24 protein-coding genes are annotated in these 23282 nt (G+C 32.8%); 12 read left to right on the plus strand and 12 right to left on the minus strand.

Annotated features, from left to right (window positions below):
- Window positions 1–37: 37 nt before the first annotated feature.
- The 3 genes from BQ5367_RS05060 to nrdD form a co-directional block, all read right to left on the minus strand.
- Window positions 38–748, minus strand: a complete 711-nt coding sequence (locus BQ5367_RS05060) for an HAD family hydrolase (RefSeq protein ID WP_161940471.1) — start codon at window positions 746–748, stop codon at window positions 38–40.
- A gap of 95 nt (window positions 749–843) precedes the next feature.
- On the minus strand, window positions 844–1335 hold the full coding sequence (nrdG, locus tag BQ5367_RS05065) for an anaerobic ribonucleoside-triphosphate reductase activating protein (RefSeq protein ID WP_071441464.1): 492 nt from the start codon (window positions 1333–1335) through the stop codon (window positions 844–846).
- A gap of 1 nt (window position 1336) precedes the next feature.
- Window positions 1337–3490, minus strand: coding sequence for an anaerobic ribonucleoside-triphosphate reductase (gene nrdD / locus BQ5367_RS05070; RefSeq protein WP_071441465.1), 2154 nt, complete (start codon window positions 3488–3490; stop codon window positions 1337–1339).
- Window positions 3491–3608: 118 nt separating this feature from the next.
- Here nrdD and BQ5367_RS05075 point away from each other — a divergent pair, with 118 nt between their 5' ends.
- From BQ5367_RS05075 to BQ5367_RS05130, 12 genes are all read left to right on the plus strand, one after another.
- The gene (locus tag BQ5367_RS05075) at window positions 3609–4238 is read left to right on the plus strand and encodes a Crp/Fnr family transcriptional regulator (RefSeq protein ID WP_071441466.1); all 630 of its coding nucleotides are present in this window, start codon (window positions 3609–3611) and stop codon (window positions 4236–4238) included.
- Window positions 4239–4392: 154 nt separating this feature from the next.
- Entirely contained in the window at window positions 4393–4950 is a 558-nt protein-coding gene (locus tag BQ5367_RS05080; protein ID WP_071441467.1) for a hypothetical protein, read from the plus strand.
- A gap of 59 nt (window positions 4951–5009) precedes the next feature.
- Window positions 5010–5309, plus strand: a complete 300-nt coding sequence (locus BQ5367_RS05085; RefSeq protein WP_143052348.1) for a hypothetical protein — start codon at window positions 5010–5012, stop codon at window positions 5307–5309.
- 128 nt (window positions 5310–5437) lie between these two features.
- Window positions 5438–6322 (plus strand): MerR family transcriptional regulator, encoded by an 885-nt coding sequence (locus tag BQ5367_RS05090; RefSeq protein ID WP_071441469.1) that lies wholly within the window; start codon window positions 5438–5440, stop codon window positions 6320–6322.
- Window positions 6323–6383: 61 nt separating this feature from the next.
- Window positions 6384–7409: an NAD(P)H-dependent amine dehydrogenase family protein gene (locus tag BQ5367_RS05095; RefSeq protein ID WP_071441470.1), complete on the plus strand. Its 1026-nt coding sequence runs from the start codon at window positions 6384–6386 to the stop codon at window positions 7407–7409.
- A 168-nt stretch (window positions 7410–7577) separates the two neighbouring features.
- Window positions 7578–8255 carry a response regulator transcription factor gene (locus BQ5367_RS05100; protein ID WP_235858737.1) on the plus strand — a complete coding sequence of 226 codons (678 nt, stop codon included), beginning with the start codon at window positions 7578–7580 and terminating at the stop codon, window positions 8253–8255.
- Window positions 8252–9235: a sensor histidine kinase gene (locus BQ5367_RS05105; RefSeq protein WP_071441471.1), complete on the plus strand. Its 984-nt coding sequence runs from the start codon at window positions 8252–8254 to the stop codon at window positions 9233–9235. The genes BQ5367_RS05100 and BQ5367_RS05105 overlap by 4 nt, the downstream gene beginning before the upstream one ends.
- Before the next feature lie 98 nt (window positions 9236–9333).
- Window positions 9334–10089, plus strand: coding sequence for an ABC transporter ATP-binding protein (locus BQ5367_RS05110; protein WP_071441472.1), 756 nt, complete (start codon window positions 9334–9336; stop codon window positions 10087–10089).
- Window positions 10086–11969, plus strand: a complete 1884-nt coding sequence (locus BQ5367_RS05115) for an FtsX-like permease family protein (RefSeq protein WP_071441473.1) — start codon at window positions 10086–10088, stop codon at window positions 11967–11969. Before BQ5367_RS05110 ends, BQ5367_RS05115 begins: the two co-directional genes overlap by 4 nt.
- Window positions 11970–12291: 322 nt before the next feature.
- Complete coding sequence (locus BQ5367_RS05120) at window positions 12292–15120, plus strand: cation-translocating P-type ATPase (RefSeq protein WP_235858738.1); 2829 nt, start codon at window positions 12292–12294, stop codon at window positions 15118–15120.
- Complete coding sequence (locus BQ5367_RS05125; RefSeq protein ID WP_071441474.1) at window positions 15117–15767, plus strand: potassium channel family protein; 651 nt, start codon at window positions 15117–15119, stop codon at window positions 15765–15767. The genes BQ5367_RS05120 and BQ5367_RS05125 overlap by 4 nt, the downstream gene beginning before the upstream one ends.
- Before the next feature lie 17 nt (window positions 15768–15784).
- The gene (locus BQ5367_RS05130) at window positions 15785–16462 is read left to right on the plus strand and encodes a potassium channel family protein (protein ID WP_071441475.1); all 678 of its coding nucleotides are present in this window, start codon (window positions 15785–15787) and stop codon (window positions 16460–16462) included.
- Window positions 16463–16513: 51 nt separating this feature from the next.
- Here BQ5367_RS05130 and BQ5367_RS05135 read toward each other — a convergent pair whose 3' ends face one another.
- From BQ5367_RS05135 to BQ5367_RS05175, 9 genes are all read right to left on the minus strand, one after another.
- Window positions 16514–16906 (minus strand): hypothetical protein, encoded by a 393-nt coding sequence (locus tag BQ5367_RS05135; protein WP_071441476.1) that lies wholly within the window; start codon window positions 16904–16906, stop codon window positions 16514–16516.
- A gap of 42 nt (window positions 16907–16948) precedes the next feature.
- Window positions 16949–17776, minus strand: coding sequence for a hypothetical protein (locus BQ5367_RS05140; protein ID WP_161940472.1), 828 nt, complete (start codon window positions 17774–17776; stop codon window positions 16949–16951).
- A 7-nt stretch (window positions 17777–17783) separates the two neighbouring features.
- Window positions 17784–18275 carry a YcxB family protein gene (locus tag BQ5367_RS05145; protein WP_071441478.1) on the minus strand — a complete coding sequence of 164 codons (492 nt, stop codon included), beginning with the start codon at window positions 18273–18275 and terminating at the stop codon, window positions 17784–17786.
- A gap of 317 nt (window positions 18276–18592) precedes the next feature.
- Window positions 18593–19132 (minus strand): hypothetical protein, encoded by a 540-nt coding sequence (locus tag BQ5367_RS05150; RefSeq protein WP_071441479.1) that lies wholly within the window; start codon window positions 19130–19132, stop codon window positions 18593–18595.
- Window positions 19133–19144: 12 nt separating this feature from the next.
- Window positions 19145–19429 (minus strand): hypothetical protein, encoded by a 285-nt coding sequence (locus BQ5367_RS05155; protein WP_143052350.1) that lies wholly within the window; start codon window positions 19427–19429, stop codon window positions 19145–19147.
- A 40-nt stretch (window positions 19430–19469) separates the two neighbouring features.
- Window positions 19470–19925, minus strand: coding sequence for a YcxB family protein (locus tag BQ5367_RS05160; RefSeq protein WP_071441481.1), 456 nt, complete (start codon window positions 19923–19925; stop codon window positions 19470–19472).
- 45 nt (window positions 19926–19970) lie between these two features.
- On the minus strand, window positions 19971–20939 hold the full coding sequence (locus BQ5367_RS05165; protein WP_143052351.1) for a hypothetical protein: 969 nt from the start codon (window positions 20937–20939) through the stop codon (window positions 19971–19973).
- Window positions 20940–21226: 287 nt separating this feature from the next.
- Window positions 21227–21937 (minus strand): LytR/AlgR family response regulator transcription factor, encoded by a 711-nt coding sequence (locus BQ5367_RS05170; protein ID WP_071441483.1) that lies wholly within the window; start codon window positions 21935–21937, stop codon window positions 21227–21229.
- A gap of 95 nt (window positions 21938–22032) precedes the next feature.
- On the minus strand, window positions 22033–23262 hold the full coding sequence (locus BQ5367_RS05175; RefSeq protein ID WP_071441484.1) for a hypothetical protein: 1230 nt from the start codon (window positions 23260–23262) through the stop codon (window positions 22033–22035).
- Between the last annotated feature and the right edge of the window lie 20 nt (window positions 23263–23282).

The following is a 23282-nucleotide window of genomic DNA, read 5'->3' on the forward strand; positions in this document are numbered from 1 at the left end:
GAAAAAAACAGTGATGAACACTGTTTTAGAAAATATCTTATTTTACTTCAGGAAGTTCTTCTACAAATTTAAGGAAATCAAGACTGCTTCCTTTCCATTTGCAATTAATTTCAAGGTTATCATGATTCAACATATAATCTTCTACAAGAAATAATGGTACACCTAACGTTTGAATAGCACCATCTTCTTTGACATCGTTGCCAACCATCATACATTGATGAACGTCAAGGTGCTGACCTTCGATAACTTCTTTATAATAATCAACAGAAGGTTTACTGAAAGAAGAATTCTCATAAGTAGTGATCCATTCAAAATCATTCGGATCAAGCCCTGCCCATTGTGTTCTTTTTAAAGTTGCGATACGTGGGAATAAAGGATTTGTAGTTAGATATAAACGATAACCTTTTTCTTTTAAAATTTTTACGGCTTGAATCATATTTTCACTTTGAATACCACTATTGATCTTATCAAAAACATTCTCATAGAATTCATAGAATTCAGGCTCAATTTCATCTTGATCAATCTTTGTGATCTCAACAAATGTTTTCCAAAAAACTTCTTCATTTGTATGACTGCCATCATTTTTCACCATTGCCATCGTGCCTTTTAATATTGCATCAAGAATCATCTTTCCATCACGGTTCTTTTCACTCATTGTCTGGGCAAGCAGACCAAAATATTTTTTAGTAAATTCTTCTATATCCATAGGAAGCAGAGTACCATCTAAATCAAATAAAATCGTATTCATTACTATCATCTCCTTATTCTTACTTGTCTTATTATAATGGTTTTAAATCTATTTGTATAGAAAAAATGACAGGAAAGACGTATCATCTTTCGCTGTCATTCTGTAAATAAAACAATCTTATTTTCTTTTAGTGATGCTGCTACATCAATAACTCGCTGGTTTGAAGAGCCTCGCCATTTTAAGCGAAAATCATGAAGCTCATCTTTATATAATCCGTCAACAAGTACATCAATATACTGGAGAACTTCTTTATCTTTTAAGTCTTCATACTGATATCCAGTCCATGACCAAATGGATTTAGCTGGATATTTTTCTTTAAAGGCTTTAGAAAGGGCACAGGTTCCTTCAATATTGGCGGGATGCATCGGTTCGCCACCTAAGATAGATAAACCAACGATATTGTCAGATTCAGCTAAAAAGAGCACTTTTTGAATCGTTTGTTCATTAAATTCATTTCCACCTTGGAAATCATGGGTTTCAGGATTAAAACAGTTAGGGCAGTGGAAAGCACAGCCTTGCATGAATATGGAAACCCTGACACCTGGACCGTTGGAAATGTCCATTTTTCTTATTTTCGCATATCTCATATTATGCGTCCTTATTGTCTATATGAAGTACTCTTTCTTTGATTTCCTGGGTTCTTCCTTTGTTCCAGAAATTGCTGCCGATATAACCGCAAGTTCTTCTAGCGACATTAAGTTTATCGTGATCACGGTTACCGCAGTTTGGACAATACCATTCCATATTGTCGTCGATCAAAATCTCACCATCATAACCGCATACCTGACAATAATCAGATTTCGTATTTAATTCCGCATACATGATATTGTCATAGATAAACTGAATAATTTGAAGAACAGCATCGATATTGTTTGTTAGGTTTGGTGTTTCCACGTAAGAAACAGCACCTCCTGGGCTCAGTTTCTGGAATTCGCTTTCTAATTTTAGCTTAGTGAAAGCATCGATTTCTTCAAATACCGGTACATGATAAGAATTCGTAATATAATCACGATCTGTAATACCACGGATCTTACCGAAGCGATCTCTTAAACATTTCGCAAATTTATAAGTTGTTGATTCAATTGGTGTACCATAGACACTATAATCAATATTTTCAGCTTCTTTCCATTCTTTGCACTTGTCATTCATCTTCTGCATGACTTCTAGACCAAATTCTTTTCCTTTACCATTGTCAGTATGACTGTGACCGGTCATATATTTGACACATTCGTAAAGTCCGGCATAGCCTAGAGAAATCGTTGAATAACCATTATGCAGTAAATCATGAATGCTAGCACCTTTTGGCAGTCGAGCTAAAGCTCCGTGCTGCCAAAGAATTGGCGCAGCATCAGAAGTGATGTTACTTAAACGCTTATGACGGATCTGTAAAGCACGGTGGCATAATTCCAGACGTTCCTCAAAGATTTTCCAGAAAAGTTCTGGATCTTTTCCGCTAGATAATGCGACATCGACTAAATTGATCGTAACGACACCCTGGTTGAAACGTCCATAGTATTTTGGCTTGCCATTTTCATCAGCATATGGTGTTAAGAAAGAACGGCATCCCATGCAAGGATAGCAGGCAGCATTACCATTTTTGTCAATTTTTAATTCTTTCATGACTTTTTCAGAGATGTAATCAGGAACCATTCGTTTTGCCGTACACTTAGCAGCAAGCTCGGTCAGATACCAATATTTGCTTCCTTCTGTGATATTGTCTTCTTCAAGAACATATAAAAGTTTTGGGAAAGCAGGTGTAATGTAGACATTCTTTTCATTTTTCATACCTTGCATACGCTGCTTGAGCACTTCCTCAATGATCAAAGCTAATTCTTCTTTATATTCTTCTGTTTCACCTAAATAAAGACAAACACTTAAGAATGGTGCCTGACCATTGGTCGTTGTCATAGAGTTGATCTGATACTGGAAGGTTTGTACACCATCAGTAATTTCTTTTGCCAGATCCTCTTTCGCAAACTTAACTGACATTTCTTCATCAAAACCACGATTACGATATTTTTCTAAATAACGTTTATAACTTTCTCTGACAAAAGGCGCTAAATGTGTCATCGTGATCGTAGCTCCACCATACTGGCTGGAAGAAACAGCAGTGATCAGCTGGGTTGCGATCGTCATCGCTGTAAGGAAGCGATGTGGTTTTTCAATCATGACACCGTTGATGTTTGTGCCATTTTGAAGCATATCTTCTAAGTTGATCAAATCACAGTTATGTAACGCATTCTGTGCAAAGTAATCAGCATCATGGAAGTGAATGATCCCTTCATCATGGGCTTGAACGATATCTTCAGGCAATAAAAAACGACGTGTGATATCCGTGCTGGTAATTCCTGCAAGATAATCTCTTTGAGTTGTAACAACCTTCGCATTTTTATTGGAATTTTCACTGTTCCAATATTCACTTTCTCCTTCTATTAATTCTTTGATCGCTAAATCAGTTGTATTTGCTTTTCTAACTAATTCACGAGTATAACGATAAGTGATATATTTTTTTGCCAAAGCATATTTTCCTAAAGCCATTAATTTAACTTCAATGATATCTTGAATATCTTCTACTAAAATTCTTTTCTTATTTAAACTTTCAATATATTTGATGATTGCATTGATCTGTTCTTCGCTAACACGATCATCCTCTCTTACTTCCGCATTGGCTTTACCAATAGCAATCGCAATTTTTTCAGGAAAATAATCGACAACATGTCCATCTCTTTTAATAATTTTCATAATATGTACCTCTTTTTTTATGTGTAAATATAGTTTAGCACAATAGAAAAAGATATACTGTTGCATTTGCAACAATATTGAATTCGTGCTAATATTTTTATAAAGGTGAGTGAAAACGATGGCTATTAATGTATTTAAAAAAATAAATTCAGAAGATAAATCAATGCTGTTAAAAAATTTAGAGGCCAACCGAGTTTGTTTAAAAAAAAATGAAAGTCTTTCTACGACAAGGTTAAATCAGGTAATAGGGATTATTAATGAAGGTTATATACAGATTGTCAAGACAGATTATTACGGTAATAATATCATCATAGAGGAATTGTATAAAGATTCTGTATTTGGCAGCAGTATCTCTTTTTCAATTAATGAGGGATGTGAGATTCTGGCAAAAGATGACAGTGAAATTCTTCTTTTTGATGTAGCAGCCGTTCGTAATCTTTCAAATGATAAAGAGTATCACTATCAGTTTTTATTGAATCTCTCAGAAATATATATGGGAATCATTACTCAGCGTAATGAAAGAATACGTATTTTAACGAATAAAACAATACGAAATAAGCTTTTAGAATATTTTGATATTCTTTCTAAAAAAACAGGTTCAAGAATCATTCATCTTCCCTTTTCATATACCGATATGGCTGATTATCTCGCAGTAGATCGCAGCGCGATGAGCCGTGAATTAAAAAAGTTAAAGGAAGAAAAAATCATTGAAGTAAAATCACGGAGGATAACGTTGTTGAATAGATAGATGGAATCTCATGGGTGAGCGTAGAACGTAAGCCTCATTTACAAAATCGAATGCAAAGTGTTAAAAGAAATGATTTATAATTTTCTAATAATTTTTACAAAAAGTGGGAAAAATGAAGATTGAATGCATATAGAAGAGTAGGAGGTACTCTTTTATGAAGCAGAAAATCTTACTTGATCAGCATTTTAAGAATATCTTAAGGAACAAGCTGATCCTTGCTTATATCATGAAGGACAATCTTGATGAATATGCAAATTCCTCTATCAGTGAAATCATGAAATGCATCGAGCCTCAAGGAGATGTCCCTTTGCATACGCATCTTATTTCTGGACATCGCAATGAGAACAATGAAGATGATGTCAGTGTTGTCTTCGATTCGCTTGTCTATGCATCCCTGCCCCATGATGATAAAAGAAAAATCGCCATGATCATCAATCTGGAAGCACAGGGTGAACTGAAAGGAAGAAGCCATGTCTTAAGCAGGGCCAACTACTACAATTCCCGCAATGTATCGATGCAGGTGAATGAGTTCTTCGACCATGCACAGTATGACGATATCGTAAAGGTCGTATCGATCTGGATCGTGTTCAATGCCCCCAAGCATAAGCAAAACTGCATCAACCGTTACCGGTGGTGGAGGAGCATATTATCGGGAATGCGTGCGAGGAGGAAAAATATTTTGATAAGCAGCAGATCCTTGTGCTATACTTAGGGTATAAGGAAAGCGAATATATTTCGATGAACATCCTAAGGATATTGGCAGATAATGGGATGGACTATGAAACAAAGAATGAGGCATTAGAGAAGTACGATATAAGGCTTAAGGGAGGACTGGCAAAGGAGGTAAGAAGCATGTGTGATTATGGAGATTATGTAGAGAAGATGGGCACAGAGAAAGGAATTGCTCAGGGATTACAGAGAGGAATATTACAAGGCAAGGAAGAAGAAAGACTTGTGTCACTTAGTTCACTGATGAAGAATATGAAAATTGATTTGCATGAAGCCATGAAGTTATTGAATATTCCTGAAAGTGAATATCATAAGTATATGAAATTAATGAATCATTCGTAAATGTTTCTGGTTTTTAAGATATCGTGAAACAAATTCTCATAAGGAGGGTTTGTTTTTTTTGCGTTGCTGGCAATGATTTTTATTTCATGTTAAACTCTATATATACTTTAGAGTTTTTTGGAGGATTTATGAAAGAAGAGTTATTATCGATTGGCAAAATGGCAAAATTGAATCGTGTGTCGATTCCAACATTACGTTTATATGATGAAATAGGATTATTGAAACCACGTTATGTTGATCCGGATAGTGGTTATAGATACTATGATATTCATCAAAATGCACGATTGGATATGATTGCATATATGAAAGAATTAGGTATGAGTCTTTCGGAAATTGCAGAGGCCTTTCAAAAGGAAGATTTAGATATGATTGAATCTTTACTAGTGCAGAAGAGTGAGCAGATACATGAACAAATGCGTCAGCTAAAAGCTCGTCATGATGCAGTTGATCGAGCAATTATGTCAATAGAGCGCTATCGCAAATCGCCATCTACCGGTACGATATCACTTGAATTTATCGATCAGCGTTATATTTGGGGAATTCCTTGTTCTTCTAATTTCTACAACAGTGATATTAGTGGTTATGAAAAAGTATTGTTAGAATTGCGCTCTGCTTTAGAAAAAAATGAATTTCGACAGATTCATTCTTATAATGTCGGTACTTCAATTACCAAAGAGGATTTTATTCATGAGCGCTTTGTTGCTAACCAAATATTTATTTTCACCAATCGTCATGAACAAAATTCTTATGTACATTTACAAGTAGTAGAGAGTGGTATGTATGCCTGTATATATTTAGATCGTTATGATGATGAAATGGCTTATGCGAAAAAGTTAAAACAGTTTTGTGAAGAGCATCATTATCAGATTGCCGGAGATTATATCTGTGAGATCATGACTGAGTTTAATGTGTTTGACAGCGAACAGCGAAGCATGTTTATGAGGCTTCAAATTCCGATTAGTTTCACAAAAGATAAAAAATTCACAAATTCTATTGACTCTCACCTTGGATGATAGTTTACACTAAAGTCATAAGGAAAACTCCTGGTTGTGATCAGGAAAAGGAGGTTAATTTATGGAAAAAATTAAAGTAGTTCAGTATGGTTGTGGAAAGATGGCGAAATATACGCTTCGTTATCTCTATGAGCATGGTGCTCAGATCGTTGGAGCCATCGATGTAAATCCTGCAATTGTTGGTCAGGATGTCGGTGACTTTGCAGGTCTTGGTGTTAAGACGGGTATCCTTATTTCTGATGATGCTGATAAGGTGCTTGATGAATGTGATGCAGATGTGGCAATCGTTACCCTGTTTAGCTTTATTAATGATATTTATGATCATGTTGAAAAATGTGTATCACGTGGTATTAATGTGATCACAACTTGCGAAGAAGCCATCTATCCCTGGACGACAGCAGCAGCTCAAATCAATCGCTTAGATGCTTTGGCAAAAGCAAATAACTGCACGATTACGGGATCAGGAATGCAGGATATTTTCTGGATCAATAGCGTAGCAATGATTGCAAGCGGCTGTCATAAGCTTACCAAGATCAAAGGAGCTTATAGCTATAATGTTGAAGATTATGGCTTGGCTTTAGCAAAGGCTCATGGATGTAATCTGACAAAAGAAGAATTTGAAGAAAAGATTGCTCATCCAACAGAATTTGAACCTTCATATGCATGGAATGCCAGTGAAGCTCTTTGCAGCAAGCTTGGATTAACGATCAAATCAATCACTCAGAAGCATGTACCATATACAAGTGATCATGATGTATATAGTGAAACTTTGGGTGAAACAATTAAAGCTGGTAAATGTATTGGTATGTCAGCAGTCGTAACGATCGACACAATGCAGGGCATTACGATTGAAGAAGAAACGATTGGCAAGGTATATGGACCAGAAGATGGTGATATGTGTGACTGGTGGCTGACAGGCGAACCTGATACAGAATTCCATGTTGTTAAACCGGCAACGGTTGAACATACTTGTGCAACAATCGTCAACCGTATTCCATCATTATTAAAAGCACCTAGCGGATATGTAACTTGTGATCAGCTTGAACCGCATTCATATTTGACTTATCCGATGGAATTCTATAAATAATAGATAAATAAAAGGTAAAGGCGTTGACTTAAGAAGAATAAGTTGACGCTTTTTATTTTATTTGAAAAGATTATTGATTTTTCTTAGTTATGTTTCATTTTTGTAATGTTAGCTCTCACATGTTGAAAAATAGTTTGTAAATTATATAATTAAATGTGAGGTGGAAGCATGGATAAAATGAAGATCATGATTGTTGAAGACGATGCTTTTTTAGCTACAGAATTAAAGGAATATTTATCAAAATGGGGATATGATGCTATTTGTGCAGATAAATTTGAAGATATTTTGGGAAACTTTGTTTCTATAGGTGCACAACTAATATTAATGGATATCAATCTTCCTTTTTATGATGGCTTTTACTGGTGCTTTAAGATAAGAGAATTTTCTAAGGTGCCAATTTTATTTATCAGCAGTCGCAATGACGATAGAGATAAGATCATGGCTATTGCACAAGGTGGGGATGATTATATTGAAAAGCCATTTAATCTTCCTTTATTGAGAGCTAAGATCGAAGCTATCTTAAGAAGAACGTATCAATATAAGATAAAACAGAAAATCTATTTAAAAGAAGATTTGCTTTTTGATGAAGAAGCAGGTTGTTTGTATTATAAAAAACAAAAAATTGAAGTAACGAAATCAGAAAATATCGTTCTGCATGAGTTAATTGAAAACCGTGGTTCTATTGTAACTCGTGATGCCTTGATGGATGCTTTATGGAATACGAATGAATTTGTCAGTGATAATACATTGAATGTTTTGATGTCCAGGCTTAGAGCTAAATTAAAAGAGATAACAGATGTTGATGTTATCCTGACAAAGAAAGGACAGGGTTATTACATAGAATGAAATATATAAGAAAGGTGAGTAAATATCTATTATTGTTATTATTTTTAGTGGTATCCTATAATCTATACTATATCTTTTTGATTCCTCAAAGTGATCTGCAATCCTTGATCTATATTGATATCGTGCTTGCTGTATGTGTACTTCTCATCCTTTTTATAGATGCTTATGAATTTTATAAAAAGGAAAGAAAAAAACAAGAATTGCTTTTATCTGAAGAAATTATTTCCTCGGAAATGGAAGAGTATGAGAATGTAGATATTGCTTATCATGATGAAAGGATTTATCAACAGTTGCTTGATGAGCAGATTGAAATGAATCATAATCTTGAAGATTATATTGCGAAATGGTGTCATGAAGTAAAGCTTCCTTTAAGTGCTTTAATGATGATGAATGAGAAAAATACTTCTGAATTAAAAGATCAATATAAAGAACAGTTAGAAAAGATCAATATGTATTTGAATAATGCATTAGTAGGCTGTAAAGTTCAAAGCAATCTTTATGATATTCAAATAAATAAGCTTTGTTTACAGAATTGTATTCATACAGCCATTAAAAATAGTCGATATTTTCTCATAAAAAATCATTTTGATATACAGATTGAAAATGTAGATGAGGAAGTATATTCAGATAGTGAATGGCTGACTTATATTTTAGATCAGCTTATTAGTAATGCGATTAAATATGCTTCTGATGAACCAAAACTTCATATCTGGTGTGAAAAACAGCAGGAATGTATACATTTGTATTTTGAAGATAATGGTGAAGGTATTCGTGATACTGATTTACCACGTATTTTTGAAAGAGGATATACAGGCAGCAATCACCATAATGGTCTTTATAAATCGACAGGGATGGGACTTTATATGGTGAAACTGATGATTGATAAACTAGGACATGAAATTGAGGTTGATAGTGAATTTCATCACTATACTCGTTTTCATATTACCTTTAGAAGCAATGCGAAATTTTTCAATCTCTGAGTTACAAAAAAGTAATGTTAGAGATTGTTTTTGTAATGAGAGCGTAAGTATTTTTTCTTTTCACTCATTTATAATAAGTGTGTAAGGAGGAATGACAAATGAAAAAAGTGCTAGAAATTAAAAATCTGGTGAAAAACTATGGAACAAGAGGTTTTCAGAGTCGGGTCTTAAAAGGTATTGATCTTATGATTTATCAGCATGATTTTATTGCTGTTATGGGACCGAGCGGTTCTGGTAAAACAACATTATTAAATCTTTTATCAACGATTGATAAACCAACACAGGGTTCTATATTTCTAGATGGAGCAGATATTACCCGTTGCAGCAATACCCAGCTTTCACAGATTCGTAAAGATAAGATAGGATTCATTTTTCAGGACTACAACTTATTAGATACGATGACTTTACAAGATAACATTGCTTTACCACTATCTTTAAATGGCGTATCGTCCAAAGAATGTATTCAAAAAACCAAAAAGCTGGCAGAAATGTTTGGGCTTAAGGAGCATTTGAATAAATATCCTTATCAGCTTTCAGGTGGGCAGAAACAGCGAGGAGCGACCTGTCGGGCACTTATCAGTGAACCAGAAATTATTTTTGCGGATGAACCAACAGGAGCCTTGGATTCCAAATCAAGTCGTGATCTTTTAGAATGTCTAAAGATGGTGAATGATAATGGACAGGCAACAATTGTGATGGTAACCCATGACGCCTTTAGTGCCTCTTATGCGAAAGATGTTTATATCTTAAGTGATGGGATGATCAAATGTAAGCTGACAAAGGGAAATGATCGCAAGGAATTTTATGATCGTATTATTGATATGCAGGCTTCCATGGGGAGTGATTTTTCATGAGCATGTTGAAACTGGCTTTTCAAAATTTTAAGTCAAGCTTTAAAAGTTATCTTTCTTTGATCATATCGCTTTCCTTTACCATCATGATTCTTTGTAATTTTATGAATCTGGTAGATTCAGGTATCTTGAATCAATTAGGTGAAAGCAATGCGAGAAATGTTGAAATCATCATTCAGGTACTCTCTTTTGTGATTGGCTGTTTCATGCTTTTCTTTGTATGGTATTCAACCAATGTGTTCTTAACCAAGAGAAAAAGAGAAATTGGTGTTTACGTGTTTATGGGATTATCCAATCAGAGAATTGGTAAGCTTTATGCAATCGAAACGATTTTTATTGGTTTGACTTCACTGATATTAGGAATTGGTTTTGGGGCTTTGACATCACAATTGTTTATGATGATCCTGATGCGTATTTCAGAAATTACTGTTGAAATTCATTTTCAGTTTTCTTTGCAGGCAGGATTAACGACGACATTGATTTTTGGTTTGATCTACTTGCTGTTTGTTATTAAAGGTTATGTAAACATTGTTAGAAGCAGTGTCTTGGAGATGGTATCAGCCAATCGTCAAAATGAATATGTGAAACAGAAAAAAGTAATTTTAGTATTCAAGGCGATTGCAGGTGTTGTGATTCTTGCATTAGGATATTATTTGGCTATCAAGGAAGCAGGTATGGAGGTCATGGGAAATGTCTTTATTGCTGTTGTACTCGTTGCAGCCGGAACTTATTTGCTTTTTGGAGGTCTGATTCCAGTTATTTTTCAAGGCCTTGCTACTCATAAACGATTTTTATATAAACATGAACGAAACCTCTGGATCAATAATGTGATCTTTCGGATTCGTAAAAATTATCGTACTTATGCGATGGTTTGTGTTTTGATGGTTTGCTCAGTGACAGCTTTGGCTTTTGGATTTGCGATGAAAAACAGATATGATGGTATCGTTCATTTTGAAAATACTTATACGTATCAGGTGTTAAGTGATGACTCAGGTTATCGTCAGGAGTTTGCGACATTGATTGAGAAAAACAATGATATTGATGTTTCTTCAGATATTGAGATTTTGGCGATTGATTCTACTTATACAGATAATCCTTATTCACAGCCTTATGCTCTTTTAGCTTATTCTCAAATAAAAAAAGTGGCTGAAGAAACAGGAATGGACTTTGATTTACAAGAGCCTAGCGATGATGAATTTATTTCTTTGAATCATTTATATCTGATGTCATTAACCAATGATATGGTCGCAGATATCAATACGATCAATGGTCAAGAGTATCGATCGATTGCTGCTATAGATACGCCTTATTTAGGCTATATGCAAGAAAATATGGATTATATGATCGTTAATGATCATGTATATGATGAATTGCAGGTTTATGGGCAGAAGATGCATCTGTATAATTATAAGATCGCTGATGCAAGTAATTTTGAAGCTTCTGTAGAAGATATCCAGTCAAGTGAGCATTGTTTAGGATTAGTGAAGATCGATCCTGAAAGAGAAGAGATTGCCTGGATCAAAATCTTATATAGTGTATCGATCTTTATGTTTATGGTTTTTGTATTTGCAGGAGGCTGTATCTTATTTATGAAACTATATAATGACGCCTTTGAGGAAAAAGAGCGTTATGCAATCTTATTAAAGCTTGGTATCAGCAGAAAGTCATTGAAAAAATCAATTGCGGATGAATTGCTTTTTGCTTATGTTGCTCCATTATTAGTTATGAGTATTTCTTCATATTTCTCAGTAAGAGCTTTAGGTAATCTGATGCAAACCTCTTTATTTTCAGTGTATCTTGTAAGTGTTCTTGTCATTATTATTTTCTTTATCTTCTGTTATTTGCTTTCACTTTTGATTTATCGTAAAAATGCAGGAATATGAATAAATAAGCGTTGGTGAAAACTGACGCTTTTTATGACGATTTTGTCATGTAAAATCAATGGTTGATACCATTGACATCTTAGATAGAAGTGTTATAATCACCGTTGATTGAATAAGTGGTGGAGGCTGTCATAAAGCAAGAAATTGCTTTATTTATTCAATTAGATATAAATAGTGATTTTATATATCCTTTTATTTATCTACAGACAGCCCTAGCATGTCTGTTTTTTTATATGCAGATGTTGGGCGGTGAGGTATATTGAGTGTTGATATTTGATATGTGAATGAATCATGATAAATATTTTTGATAGGAGAAATGAATATGGAGAAACAAAAAAATGCCAATACAGTGAGTATGGATGTCAAAATGAAGATCTTGTATGTTGATCCCGTCGAGGCTTGTAAACTGATGGACTCCGATATGAGGGGTCTTTCTTCACAAGAAGCTTTAAAACGATTGAAAGAGTATGGAAAAAATGAAATTATTCAAAAGAAACCAGAAAGCATGGTGAAAAAGTTTTTTGCTAATTTTACTAGTTTAATGGCACTGCTTTTATGGGGTGGCGGTATCATGGCAATCATATCAGGATCGCTTGAATTAGGAATTTCTATTTTTTGTGTAAATTTGATTAATGGACTTTTTTCATTTGTTCAAGAATTTAAAGCAGAAAAAGCAACGAATGCTTTACAAAAGATGCTGCCTGCTAATGTGCGAGTAGTTCGTGATGGAAAAGAACAGAAGATAGAGGCAGGAGATGTAGTGCCCGGAGATATCATGATATTGGAAGAGGGCGATAAGATTAGTGCGGATGCTAGAATTTTGAGAAGCAGTGATTTTAAAACAGATCAGTCGACTCTTACTGGAGAGAGTGATCCAATTCAAAAGAGCAGTGATGCTATGAGACAGGAATGTAGTTATCTTGAAGCAGATAATATGATCTTTTCAGGTACTTCGGCAGCTGCCGGAACATGTAGAGCACTTGTTGTATCGACGGGAATGAATAGTGAATTTGGTAAGATTGCAAATCTTACTTCGAATACAGAGAAAACCTTGTCGCCTCTGCAGAAGGAATTAAACATATTGACAAAGCAGATTGCCCTCATTGCTTTCAGCATCGGGCTTGTCTTTTTCATCGTGGCTGTTTTCTTTGTGAATGATCCGGTAATGGAAGCCTTCTTGTTTGCTTTAGGAATGATTGTTGCTTTTATTCCGGAAGGACTGCTGCCGGCAGTTACCCTTTCGTTAGCTTTGGCAGTACAAAAAATGGCGAAAGAAAATGCACTGGTAAAAAAGTTATCAGCTGTTGAAACTTTGGGTTGTACGAATGTGATATGTTCAGACAAAACCGGAACATTGACACAAAATGAAATGACGGTCAATCACTTGTGGATGATGCGTTCAGAATTAAAGGTCACGGGTGAAGGATATGTGCCAAAGGGTGAAATACTTGATGGTGATATTGTCGTGAGCGTTAAAAATAGTTATGATCTGGAACTTTTGCTGTGTGGAGGTGCTTTATGTACAAATGCTAAATTAATAGCCCCTAGTGAAGGCAATGATCGTTATACGGTATTAGGAGATCCGACAGAGGCCTGTTTGAGCGTAGTAGCTCAAAAAGGCGGTGTCAAACTTGATGAAATGGCAAGACATTATCCACGTATCATGGAATTGCCGTTTGATTCAAGAAGAAAGCGTATGACAACGATCCATCAGCTTAAAGATTCTTTTGAAGGTGGACATCGTATTGCTTTTGTCAAAGGGTCACCTAAAGAAGTTATGGAATTGTGCGAACGTTGTTTCGATGGATCAAGATCACGTGCTATGAATGATGCTGATAGAGAGAGAATCATGGAAGCAAATGATCGATATGCAAGAGAGGGTTTAAGAGTATTGGCAGTTGCCTATCGTCCTTTGCGTAAAGAGGATGATACCTTGCCTGATTCAATTCGTGAATATAACAATGAGAATATTGAAAGAAGTCTTACTTTTATAGGTTTAGTAGCCATGCAAGATCCGCCAAGAAGTGAGGTAAAAGATGCTGTTGAATTATGTCATCATGCAGGAATCAAGATTATTATGATTACTGGTGATTATGGCTTGACGGCAGAAAGTATTGCCCGTAAAATTGGTATTATAAAGAGCAAGGATGCTCAGGTGATTTCAGGAAGTGAACTGGCAGAAATGGAGGATGCTCAGTTAAAGAAAGCACTTGAGGGTGAAGTTGTCTTTGCCCGTATGGCTCCCGAGCAGAAATATCGTATCGTCTGTACATTGCAGGAAATGGGAAATATTGTTGCTGTTACAGGTGATGGTGTAAATGATTCTCCGGCGCTTAAAAAGGCAGATATAGGTATTGCCATGGGTATTACTGGTACGGATGTAGCGAAAGAAGCAGCAGATATGATCTTAAGTGATGATAACTTTGCAACCATTGTACGTGCTATTGAAGAAGGAAGAACTGTTTATAATAATATTCGTAAGTTTCTTCGTTATATTTTTGATAGCAATACACCGGAAGCAGCAGCTTCAGTGGTTTATTTGTTATCAGGAGGATTCATACCTTTGCCATTAACGATCATGCAGATCTTAACGATCGATATTGGGACAGATATGGTACCGGCATTAGGATTAGGTGCAGAAGCTTCAGAGGCTAGTGTGATGTATCAGCCGCCACGTTCTTCTAGTGAACGTCTTTTGAATCGAAATGTGATGTTTGTAGGGTTTATATGGTATGGTCTTATAGGTACGTTGTTTGCACTTGGAGGTTATTTTCTGGCAAATTATCTACACGGATGGCCTGTGCTGGAATTGGCAGGAGAAGGAAGCAGAGTTTATGCAGAGGCTACTACAATGATGCTGGCAGGAGTGGTATTCTCGCAGATTGGTATGGTTTTAAATGATCGTACGGATGTAGAATCAGTATTTAAAAGAGGTTTATTTTCAAACCGCTATATCAATATTGGAATTGTAGTTGAAGTGATTCTTTTATTAGCACTCATTTATATTCCATTCTTTAATGGTATTTTTAATACAGCTCCAATTTCATTGATTGAATGGCTGTATCTGATTTGTATTCCATTTATTGTTTTTGGAATAGAAGAGTTAAGAAAAGCATTTTTGCGTAAGAAAAGAAAGGAGCAATCAAAATGAAGGTTATTGTAATTGGATGTGGTAAGTTTGGTGTTAGAGTAACAGAATATCTGGTTCGTCAAAATCATGATGTAACGGTTGTAGACAACAATAAAGAAACTTTTCATTCATTAAGTGAGGAGTTTACAGGGAAACTTGTCACGGGTTTTGCATATGATCGAAGTGTTTTAGAAGAAGCAGGTATTGCAACGGCTGATGTATTGATCAGCTGCGCAAGTAGTGACTCAATCAATGCAGTAGTTGCCAGTCTTGCGAAAAATATTTATCATGTACCGAGTGTTATTGCTCGAATGTATGATCCTATTCGTGCCAAGATGTTTGAATCTATGGGTATATATACAATATCGATTACTCGTTTAGGAGTAGAAAATATTATGGAATATCTAGAAGATAATAGAAGCTGGAGAATCATTCGTAAGCTGAGTGATGGTGATATCCAGCTGGTAAAAGCAAGAGTATCTGCCGGATTAGAGGGAAAAAAATTTACGGATATAAATGTTGATGGAAAAATGAATCTTATAGCATTAGAAAGGAAAGGTCATTCTTTGTTTCCTAAAGAAGATATGATTTGCGAATATAACGATATGCTTTATTTAGCGATCCATAGAGACTATGTGTTGAAAGCCAGGGAAATCCTGCAACTGTAGGGAAAGGAGAAAGTCTGATGAAAATTATTATTGTTGGCGGTGGACAAGTAGGCGGATATATTGCTAGTTTACTTTTAAAAAATAATCATCAAGTAACAGTCATTGAAAATAAAGATCGTTCATTAGAAACGCTTAAAAAGAATGGATTGAATAAAGACTGTATTTTGGTAGGTGATGGAACAGATGCTTTGGTATTAGAAAAAGCTGGTATCATGCAATGCAACGCTTTAGTATGTGCGACAGGTACAGATGAGGCTAATCTTACAGCAGCCATGATGGGCAAGTTTGAATATGATGTACCTAAGGTTATCGCAAGAGTAAATAACCCTAGAAACTCATGGCTATTTAATGAAGGTATGGGTGTTGATGTGAAAATCAATCAGGCAGATATTATTGGTCATATGATTGCTGATGAGATGAACTATCGTTCTATCATGACACTTATGAGACTATCAAAGGGTGATTATTCTATAGTTAGGGTACGTGTAGATTATCATTCACCGAATGCCAATAAAACAATCGCTCAACTTCAATTGCCTGCACAGGCAGTATTGATTGCTATTTATGAAGAAGATTCACTTATTATTCCTCATGGTGAGACCATGATCCGTCCAGGTCAATCTATTTTGGCCTTTGCGAATGAAGAAGCGATGAAAGAATTAAATAGAATTTTTGGTTCTGATGCTTCCGCTTAGAATATAAATAAAGGGTCTGTTTGACAGACCTTTTTTGTATTTTTTGATTTATTACTGAATCCTTACTATTTTACCATCACTTTGTTCGAAGATGATATTGACATCATTAATTTGGTAGAGATGGTGTAATAAATAGGCAATATAATAATCATTTTCCTTTGTATCAATCAAATGGAGAAGTGTTGTACTAAAATCAGGTATCGTATCTAAGTCGACTGCTAGGTATAATAAACGAAAATTTTCTAAAGAAATATCAACATCAGGATCAATATTAAAAAATTCTTTAAATTCTTCATCCGTATGCCCTTTTGGTTTATAAATATAGGCATAGAAGTTTTCAGTGTAGATATTACGTACAGGTTCATCTAATTCCTGCATGACATATTTAGAAAAGGAGCAAGCAGTTAAGCTAATGATGAATATAATGGATAATATCTTTTTCATAGTAATTCCTCCAATCATTAAATAAGTTATGAAATCACAGTGTTATCTTTCTTCAGCAACCTCTTGAAAAGCTTCCAAAGCAATATCTTCCCAATATGTTTTGCCACTACTTACTACACTGTCATTTTCATATACATAAGCATAAATATCTATGATTAGCGCATTGGCATCCGACCAAGTTCCATTATTATCTTTTTTATTTTGATAACGGACATATAACCCACATTTTTCATTTTTAGATTTACCATTATAAACCAAGTATTCTGTAGTATCATCATTTTCAGATAAGATACATTTTGTGGAAGTGAACTTAGCACCATAATATATTTTAAAATTTTCAAGAGGATAGTCAGAATAGATTTCATATATTGCTTTATAGCCGTCAACTATCTGCTTTTCTTCCTGAGAAGATTCAACCTGCAAATCAGATGTTATATCATCTGATACATTTTCTCTGTAGATATCATGATGTGTTGTAAGCTGGCTGTGTTCAACTTGACCATCATAATAGAGTGTTACTAGTTCATCATATTGCTCTTCACCCACCAAGATGATTTCTACACGATCATCATACCATGAAACGATCCAATTCTTTTCACTCATTGACTTCCCATCATTTGCAATTTCAAAATCTGTCTTTGAAATAATTGTCTCATCTTTTTTTAGTATCAGCTTTCCTGTCTGAGATCCAAATGACCATGCAGGAGTGCTTGTTGCTTGGAGAAGGGCTTCATATGTTCCGTTAACTGATTGAGCTATATCAACATTGGCTGATTTAAAACACTTTATGTATAAAAGACCTCCAAGTGATACAATAGCTATCATGACAAATATTCTGAATATAATTTTGCTGACATTATAATGTTTCATCATCATTTTACCTTTTACATTTATTTTTTAGAAATCCCTGTAGATTTTTTTCATTTGCATCATTTCTGTCGATTATAAAATAATTATTGCTTTTGGTAACTATAAGCAAGAAATGTTCACTTTCTTTCCAATTTTTAATATTATCATAACTTATATCCAAAGTTACAGATGTAGAGCAATTCATGATACTCACGCTGTTTTCTTTGAATTCATAGATATATTCGATTAATCCTTTACTTTGAGACAATTCATCGATTCTTCTCATTTGCAGGTTGATAATATACTTAAATATGAAAAATATACCTATTGGGAAAGCAATAGCATAAAATGTCTGAAAGAATGCTCTTATATAATCATTATCAGTAATTATTGAAGAAAAAGCCTGTAAAACAAGAAAAAAGACTAATATAATTGTACCAAATTTAATAAAATTAAGTTTTAATGCTGCTCTCACTAGTTCTTTAAGATCTTCTTTTTTTACAATCGTTTTAAATTTCATTACTATCCACCTCACTTTTATATTATAACTATCAATTTATATAATTTGTTTTTTGATTGTCTGAAATGCCATATTATTGTCTAAAAATTAAATGATACGATTCATATTTTAATTTTAGTGAGAATGGGAAATAAAAAAATAATTTATGTAGAAACATTTATTTATAAATTTGATGATAAAGAAAATCAAAAAGATTTAATATAAAATTCAAATATAAGAAATGCTATATATAATTGAAAAGAATGCAATAAATAGTTAAGAAAATAGTTAGTTTCTATTTTTATACTTCATATTAAATATTTTTCTTAATGAATACCTTAATTAGCTGATGCAGGATGATGAATGACTTCCATGAGTTGCCACTCTGAATCATTCTTTAAACAAAAGAAAAAATCGATTCTGTCAAGAGTGTCAGAATTATCATAGGTATAGAAAATTGTAGGAACCAGCTGATCCGTATAAAGACCCTCATAATAAGTGATATAAGGATAATTAACTTTTTCAAAGCGAATAATGACCACGTCTTCATTCGTGGTATTTGTTTGCTGGTTTAAAGTGCTATAATCAGAAAGATTTAATTCAAATTCTTCACCGATAACAAAACCACTTAAGATTGAAAGAGAATATTCATTCATATTGTCTGTAAGAATTTGAAGATTATTATCTTTCACAAACTCGCTATCATTTAAGTATGTAGTTAAATCAGTATAAGATTTTTCTAATATTTCATCAGAATAGAAATCTTCTAAATTAGCATAATATAGATCTTCTTCAATAATCTGATGAGCAGGTTCATTGTGACATCCTGTTAATAAGAAAGTCATAAATATACAAATAATAGTAGTAATCTTTTTCATGTTTTCATTTTCCTACTTATTGTTAATTTTAATGTTGTTTCCATCGCTATCTATGATTAAAGTAGGATCATACTTCATCATTTCTTCATAGATTTCATGATATTTCTTATTCTGATAATCATCTAAATATTCTTCCTTAAACTCATCCGTAATATTTTGCTGATTTTCATCTGTGAGCCATACTTCATCAGCATACAGAGCTTCCACTAAATCGATTTCTTCCTGGGTAGCACTGTTAGTGCAGCCACACAACATCGTACTGATAATAAATATAAATGGTAATAGTCTTTTTTTCATCATTATTTCCCCCTTTTGCATTTATCTCTTAGAAATTCTTTTAAAAATCATATTCATTTGCTTCATCTTTATTGATTGTAATCGTTTGTCTTGCTTTTGTGATTAAAATAAAGAAATGTTCACTTTCTATCCAATTTTTAATATTATCATAACTTATATCATAATTAGCAGATATGGTTTGGTTTATGATATTGATGCTATTTTCTTTGAATTCATAGCAATATGTGATGATACCCTTGTTTTGTGTTATCTCATTTATTTTATTCATAGTTCTTTTAAAGATAATATGTTTTAAGAGTGATGGATAAAAAACGATAAGTATATCTAATATCAGGTATATTAGAGCATTCACATAACTATCTAATAAAAAACATGCAGAGGTAACAAGAATAGTTAGTATTAATAATATACGGCATATAACAAGTACAAATTTAGGAAGTGACATGTTAGATATTTCTTTTATATTCTCACTTTTTAATGTTATTTCAAATTTCATTTCGATTCACCGCACTTAAATATTATAACAATTATTCTATATTATTTACTTTTTTATTGTCTGAAATGCCTTTTTATTGTCTGAAATATCTTTTTCAAAGAATAAGAAGTTGATGGTACATTTCAATTGTGAAGGATCATTTTCTATAAGATGATAAATTCCATAATGATCCAGCATATCTTTTAAGTCTGTGGATAATTGAAACTCATCATTGTTAGCTGAAGTGAAAGAAAAAGATAGAATGGTTTGTTTCTCAATTTTTTTACTTATAATGTTTAATGAAGGCTGATCAGCACTTGATTGGATACATGCTTGTATTCCTGTATCAATGGCATATTTAAATATTATTTCCATTTCCATATCGTTGCATGGAGGAAATACAGTACATTCTAATTGTATTCTTAACTGGATATTATTATTTTTTATAATATAAAGTCTATCGTTGATGATGACATCTAGAATTTTATAATTAGAATTGATCATATTGTATATATTGATAGAATCACTATAAATATCATTGATATAGTTTTCTAGTTCTGTATACTTTCCTTTCTTTAAAAGTTTCATCATATCTATAGATTGATTGCGAATATCATGAAGGAATACATTGTGTTGAGATAGTAATTGAGTCGCGGATTCATTTTCCATTTCTGTCTTCTTTAATTTTAGTTCTAACTCCGTTTCGTTTGCGATTGTAATAACAGTTTTGTAATAGATATAAATACAGACTAAATTTGAAATAAGTAATCCAATAACAATGAAAATAAAAAAGGTCTGGTTGACAACTGCCTGGTAATAATCATCAATATTGATAATTAAAAGAACTGTTGTTAATGGAAGGCATAGTAATATCCATGAATACTTTGGAATAGCTTTTAATGAAAAAGTTTTCCAATAGATCGATATGATATACATAAAAAATAAAAGAAATAGATTAGTGACGATGATTCCCAAGATATATGCAAGATCGTTTGAAACGACATTCTCTAGAAAAAATAAAGAAAAGAATCTCATGGTAAATAAGTCACAAAGGGATGAACAAATGAGATAAAACAAAAAGAAAAATGCTTTATATGCAAGAGTATTCTTAAAGAAATATAGAATGATGATATATGTACCAAACGAAAGTATAAAATTTATATGAAGACTTTCTCTTATTGGTGCTAAAGTTTTGATAAGTATCAGTAATAAAAGAGTAACTAGAAAAAGAAGATGATTTTGTTTTTCTTTGAAATGGAAAAACAATCTGCAACATAATGTGTATATTACGATACAAACGATACTTGAAACTAGATTTCCAATCATGCTGTTAGTCCCCTATTCATATAGTGAATGTAGTCTTTTCTAAATTGTTCGATATAGATATCGGTGATGGGTAAATGTTCGCCATTTGTCATAATGATTTCGTGTTTATTGAAAGTCTGAATGTGTTCCAAATTCACTAAAAAAGCACGATGAGGCTGTGAAAAAGGATAGTCTTTAAGATGATTTGACCATTTTAATAAAGTATCATTATTAATAAATTCCTTCTTATCTACAAAATGAATATGCAGTTTTCTTGCAATCATTTCTATGTATGTGATTTCGTGATAATAGATTTTATCTTGTGAATATCTGCCATCATAAAAACCGGCATTTTGATAGAAATAATCTTTTGCTAGTGAATCTATAGATACATTAAAAGTATCCTGGGAAACTGGTTTTAAAAGATAAAGGTTTGCACTTGCTTTATATCCATCAATCAGATATTTAGTAAAAGCGGAAATAAAAATAATTCTAATATCTTTGTTTTGTTGTCTGATCTTGCAAGCTAAATCAACACCATTGGTATTATTGTTGAGCTCAATATCCATGAGTATAAAATCATAATGATCAATAGAATCAAGAATTCTTGAATAATCTTGTTCGATATCATAAGATATTTCAATTTCTGATTTTTTATTATAGTTGTCGATTAGATCAATTAGTTCTAATAAATCATTTTGGTTATCTTCAATAATTAAAAATTTCATATTCTTCTCCCCACTATTACATAAAAAGTAGCATAAAATCGGCAATAAATCAATTTTATAGTTATTGCGATTTATTCAAATATGCTATTTTAATTTTATGATTGATTAAAAATAAAACTTATAGAAATCATATTTGGAGAAATTTCAGAAGAAACGAGATAGTTTAATTGCTGTTTAGAAATAAAATCATGTAAATCCTTTTCAATCTTATTTTTTATTTCTTCTGTATTTTTTGAATACGACTGAAAAGATAATGTTAAAAGTGTCATCTGATCAAATGGTTTACTGACTATTTGTATTTTTCTTGAATCAGCTTCATTTTTTAATGATTCATGAATGGCTAAATCTATTAGATAGCAAAAAAATGATTCCAATTCAAAAGAATCATAACCAAAAAAATGAGTTGTTTGTAATATAGATTTAATTTCAATTTGATTATTTTTTAAGATAAAGAGGCGATCGTTAATAATCATATCAAGAAGATCATAATTTGTATTTATCATATTGTAGGTGTTTGCAGTATCTTGATAAATGTTTTGAATATACTCTTTTAATTCTGTAAGTTTTTGATGATCTAAAAGCTCGATCATATCTATCGATTGTTTGCGTATATTATGAAAAAACAAATCTTGCTGATTAAGTATTTTTTCGGCTGTTTCTAGTTTTATTTTTGTTTTATGTATTTTTTTATCTAATTCATTTTCGTTGATGATTTTGATCGTTGCAAGATAAAAAACATAAATACATATTAAATTAGAAAGAAGGAGGCCTAGCAAAATAAATACGAAATAATTTGATCTCCCAGTTACTTCATAATAATCACTGATACCTAAAATCATGAGTATGGTTGTTGTTGGTAAAATAAAGATAGCTCCAAAATATTTAGGAAGCGAAGGAAGTTTAAATGTCTTTATATAGATTGAAAGGATTTTAATGAGGAGGATTAAAAAGAAATTACTTAACAAAATACCACTAAAATATGCAATAGATTGGGTGTTAAGAACTTCTTCTTTAGAGAAAAAGAGCGTATTTATCTTAAGTGATAATAATTCACAGATGACATTAATTAATGCATAGAAAATTAAAAGTAAAGATTTGTGAATAAAAGTCCCTTTGAAAAAAAATAAAAGAATAATACTTGTTATCAGTGATGAAACAAAATTAAGTTGAGGGTTTCCTTGTATGCTTATGATTGATTTAAAAGAAACGATGATAAGTTGAATCAAAATGTATTTTTTCTTTGATATATTCATTTCAAAGAAACTTTGGCAGGTTACAGAAAATATAAAGAAATTTAAAATACTAGATAATAAGTTAGCGAACATGAGATTGTATTCTCCTATTT

It is taken from the genome of Traorella massiliensis (genome assembly GCF_900104665.1).
GTDB classification, from domain to species: Bacteria; Bacillota_I; Bacilli_A; order Erysipelotrichales; family Erysipelotrichaceae; genus Traorella; species Traorella massiliensis.

Coding starts and splice junctions, on each gene's coding strand:
- BQ5367_RS05060 (WP_161940471.1), bottom strand. CDS start 748: ATGAATACGATTTTATTTGATTTAGATGGTACTCTGCTTCCTATGGAT.
- nrdG (WP_071441464.1), bottom strand. CDS start 1,335: ATGAGATATGCGAAAATAAGAAAAATGGACATTTCCAACGGTCCAGGT.
- nrdD (WP_071441465.1), bottom strand. CDS start 3,490: ATGAAAATTATTAAAAGAGATGGACATGTTGTCGATTATTTTCCTGAA.
- BQ5367_RS05075 (WP_071441466.1), top strand. CDS start 3,609: ATGGCTATTAATGTATTTAAAAAAATAAATTCAGAAGATAAATCAATG.
- BQ5367_RS05080 (WP_071441467.1), top strand. CDS start 4,393: ATGAAGCAGAAAATCTTACTTGATCAGCATTTTAAGAATATCTTAAGG.
- BQ5367_RS05085 (WP_143052348.1), top strand. CDS start 5,010: ATGGACTATGAAACAAAGAATGAGGCATTAGAGAAGTACGATATAAGG.
- BQ5367_RS05090 (WP_071441469.1), top strand. CDS start 5,438: ATGAAAGAAGAGTTATTATCGATTGGCAAAATGGCAAAATTGAATCGT.
- BQ5367_RS05095 (WP_071441470.1), top strand. CDS start 6,384: ATGGAAAAAATTAAAGTAGTTCAGTATGGTTGTGGAAAGATGGCGAAA.
- BQ5367_RS05100 (WP_235858737.1), top strand. CDS start 7,578: ATGGATAAAATGAAGATCATGATTGTTGAAGACGATGCTTTTTTAGCT.
- BQ5367_RS05105 (WP_071441471.1), top strand. CDS start 8,252: ATGAAATATATAAGAAAGGTGAGTAAATATCTATTATTGTTATTATTT.
- BQ5367_RS05110 (WP_071441472.1), top strand. CDS start 9,334: ATGAAAAAAGTGCTAGAAATTAAAAATCTGGTGAAAAACTATGGAACA.
- BQ5367_RS05115 (WP_071441473.1), top strand. CDS start 10,086: ATGAGCATGTTGAAACTGGCTTTTCAAAATTTTAAGTCAAGCTTTAAA.
- BQ5367_RS05120 (WP_235858738.1), top strand. CDS start 12,292: ATGGAGAAACAAAAAAATGCCAATACAGTGAGTATGGATGTCAAAATG.
- BQ5367_RS05125 (WP_071441474.1), top strand. CDS start 15,117: ATGAAGGTTATTGTAATTGGATGTGGTAAGTTTGGTGTTAGAGTAACA.
- BQ5367_RS05130 (WP_071441475.1), top strand. CDS start 15,785: ATGAAAATTATTATTGTTGGCGGTGGACAAGTAGGCGGATATATTGCT.
- BQ5367_RS05135 (WP_071441476.1), bottom strand. CDS start 16,906: ATGAAAAAGATATTATCCATTATATTCATCATTAGCTTAACTGCTTGC.
- BQ5367_RS05140 (WP_161940472.1), bottom strand. CDS start 17,776: ATGAAACATTATAATGTCAGCAAAATTATATTCAGAATATTTGTCATG.
- BQ5367_RS05145 (WP_071441478.1), bottom strand. CDS start 18,275: ATGAAATTTAAAACGATTGTAAAAAAAGAAGATCTTAAAGAACTAGTG.
- BQ5367_RS05150 (WP_071441479.1), bottom strand. CDS start 19,132: ATGAAAAAGATTACTACTATTATTTGTATATTTATGACTTTCTTATTA.
- BQ5367_RS05155 (WP_143052350.1), bottom strand. CDS start 19,429: ATGAAAAAAAGACTATTACCATTTATATTTATTATCAGTACGATGTTG.
- BQ5367_RS05160 (WP_071441481.1), bottom strand. CDS start 19,925: ATGAAATTTGAAATAACATTAAAAAGTGAGAATATAAAAGAAATATCT.
- BQ5367_RS05165 (WP_143052351.1), bottom strand. CDS start 20,939: ATGAGATTCTTTTCTTTATTTTTTCTAGAGAATGTCGTTTCAAACGAT.
- BQ5367_RS05170 (WP_071441483.1), bottom strand. CDS start 21,937: ATGAAATTTTTAATTATTGAAGATAACCAAAATGATTTATTAGAACTA.
- BQ5367_RS05175 (WP_071441484.1), bottom strand. CDS start 23,262: ATGTTCGCTAACTTATTATCTAGTATTTTAAATTTCTTTATATTTTCT.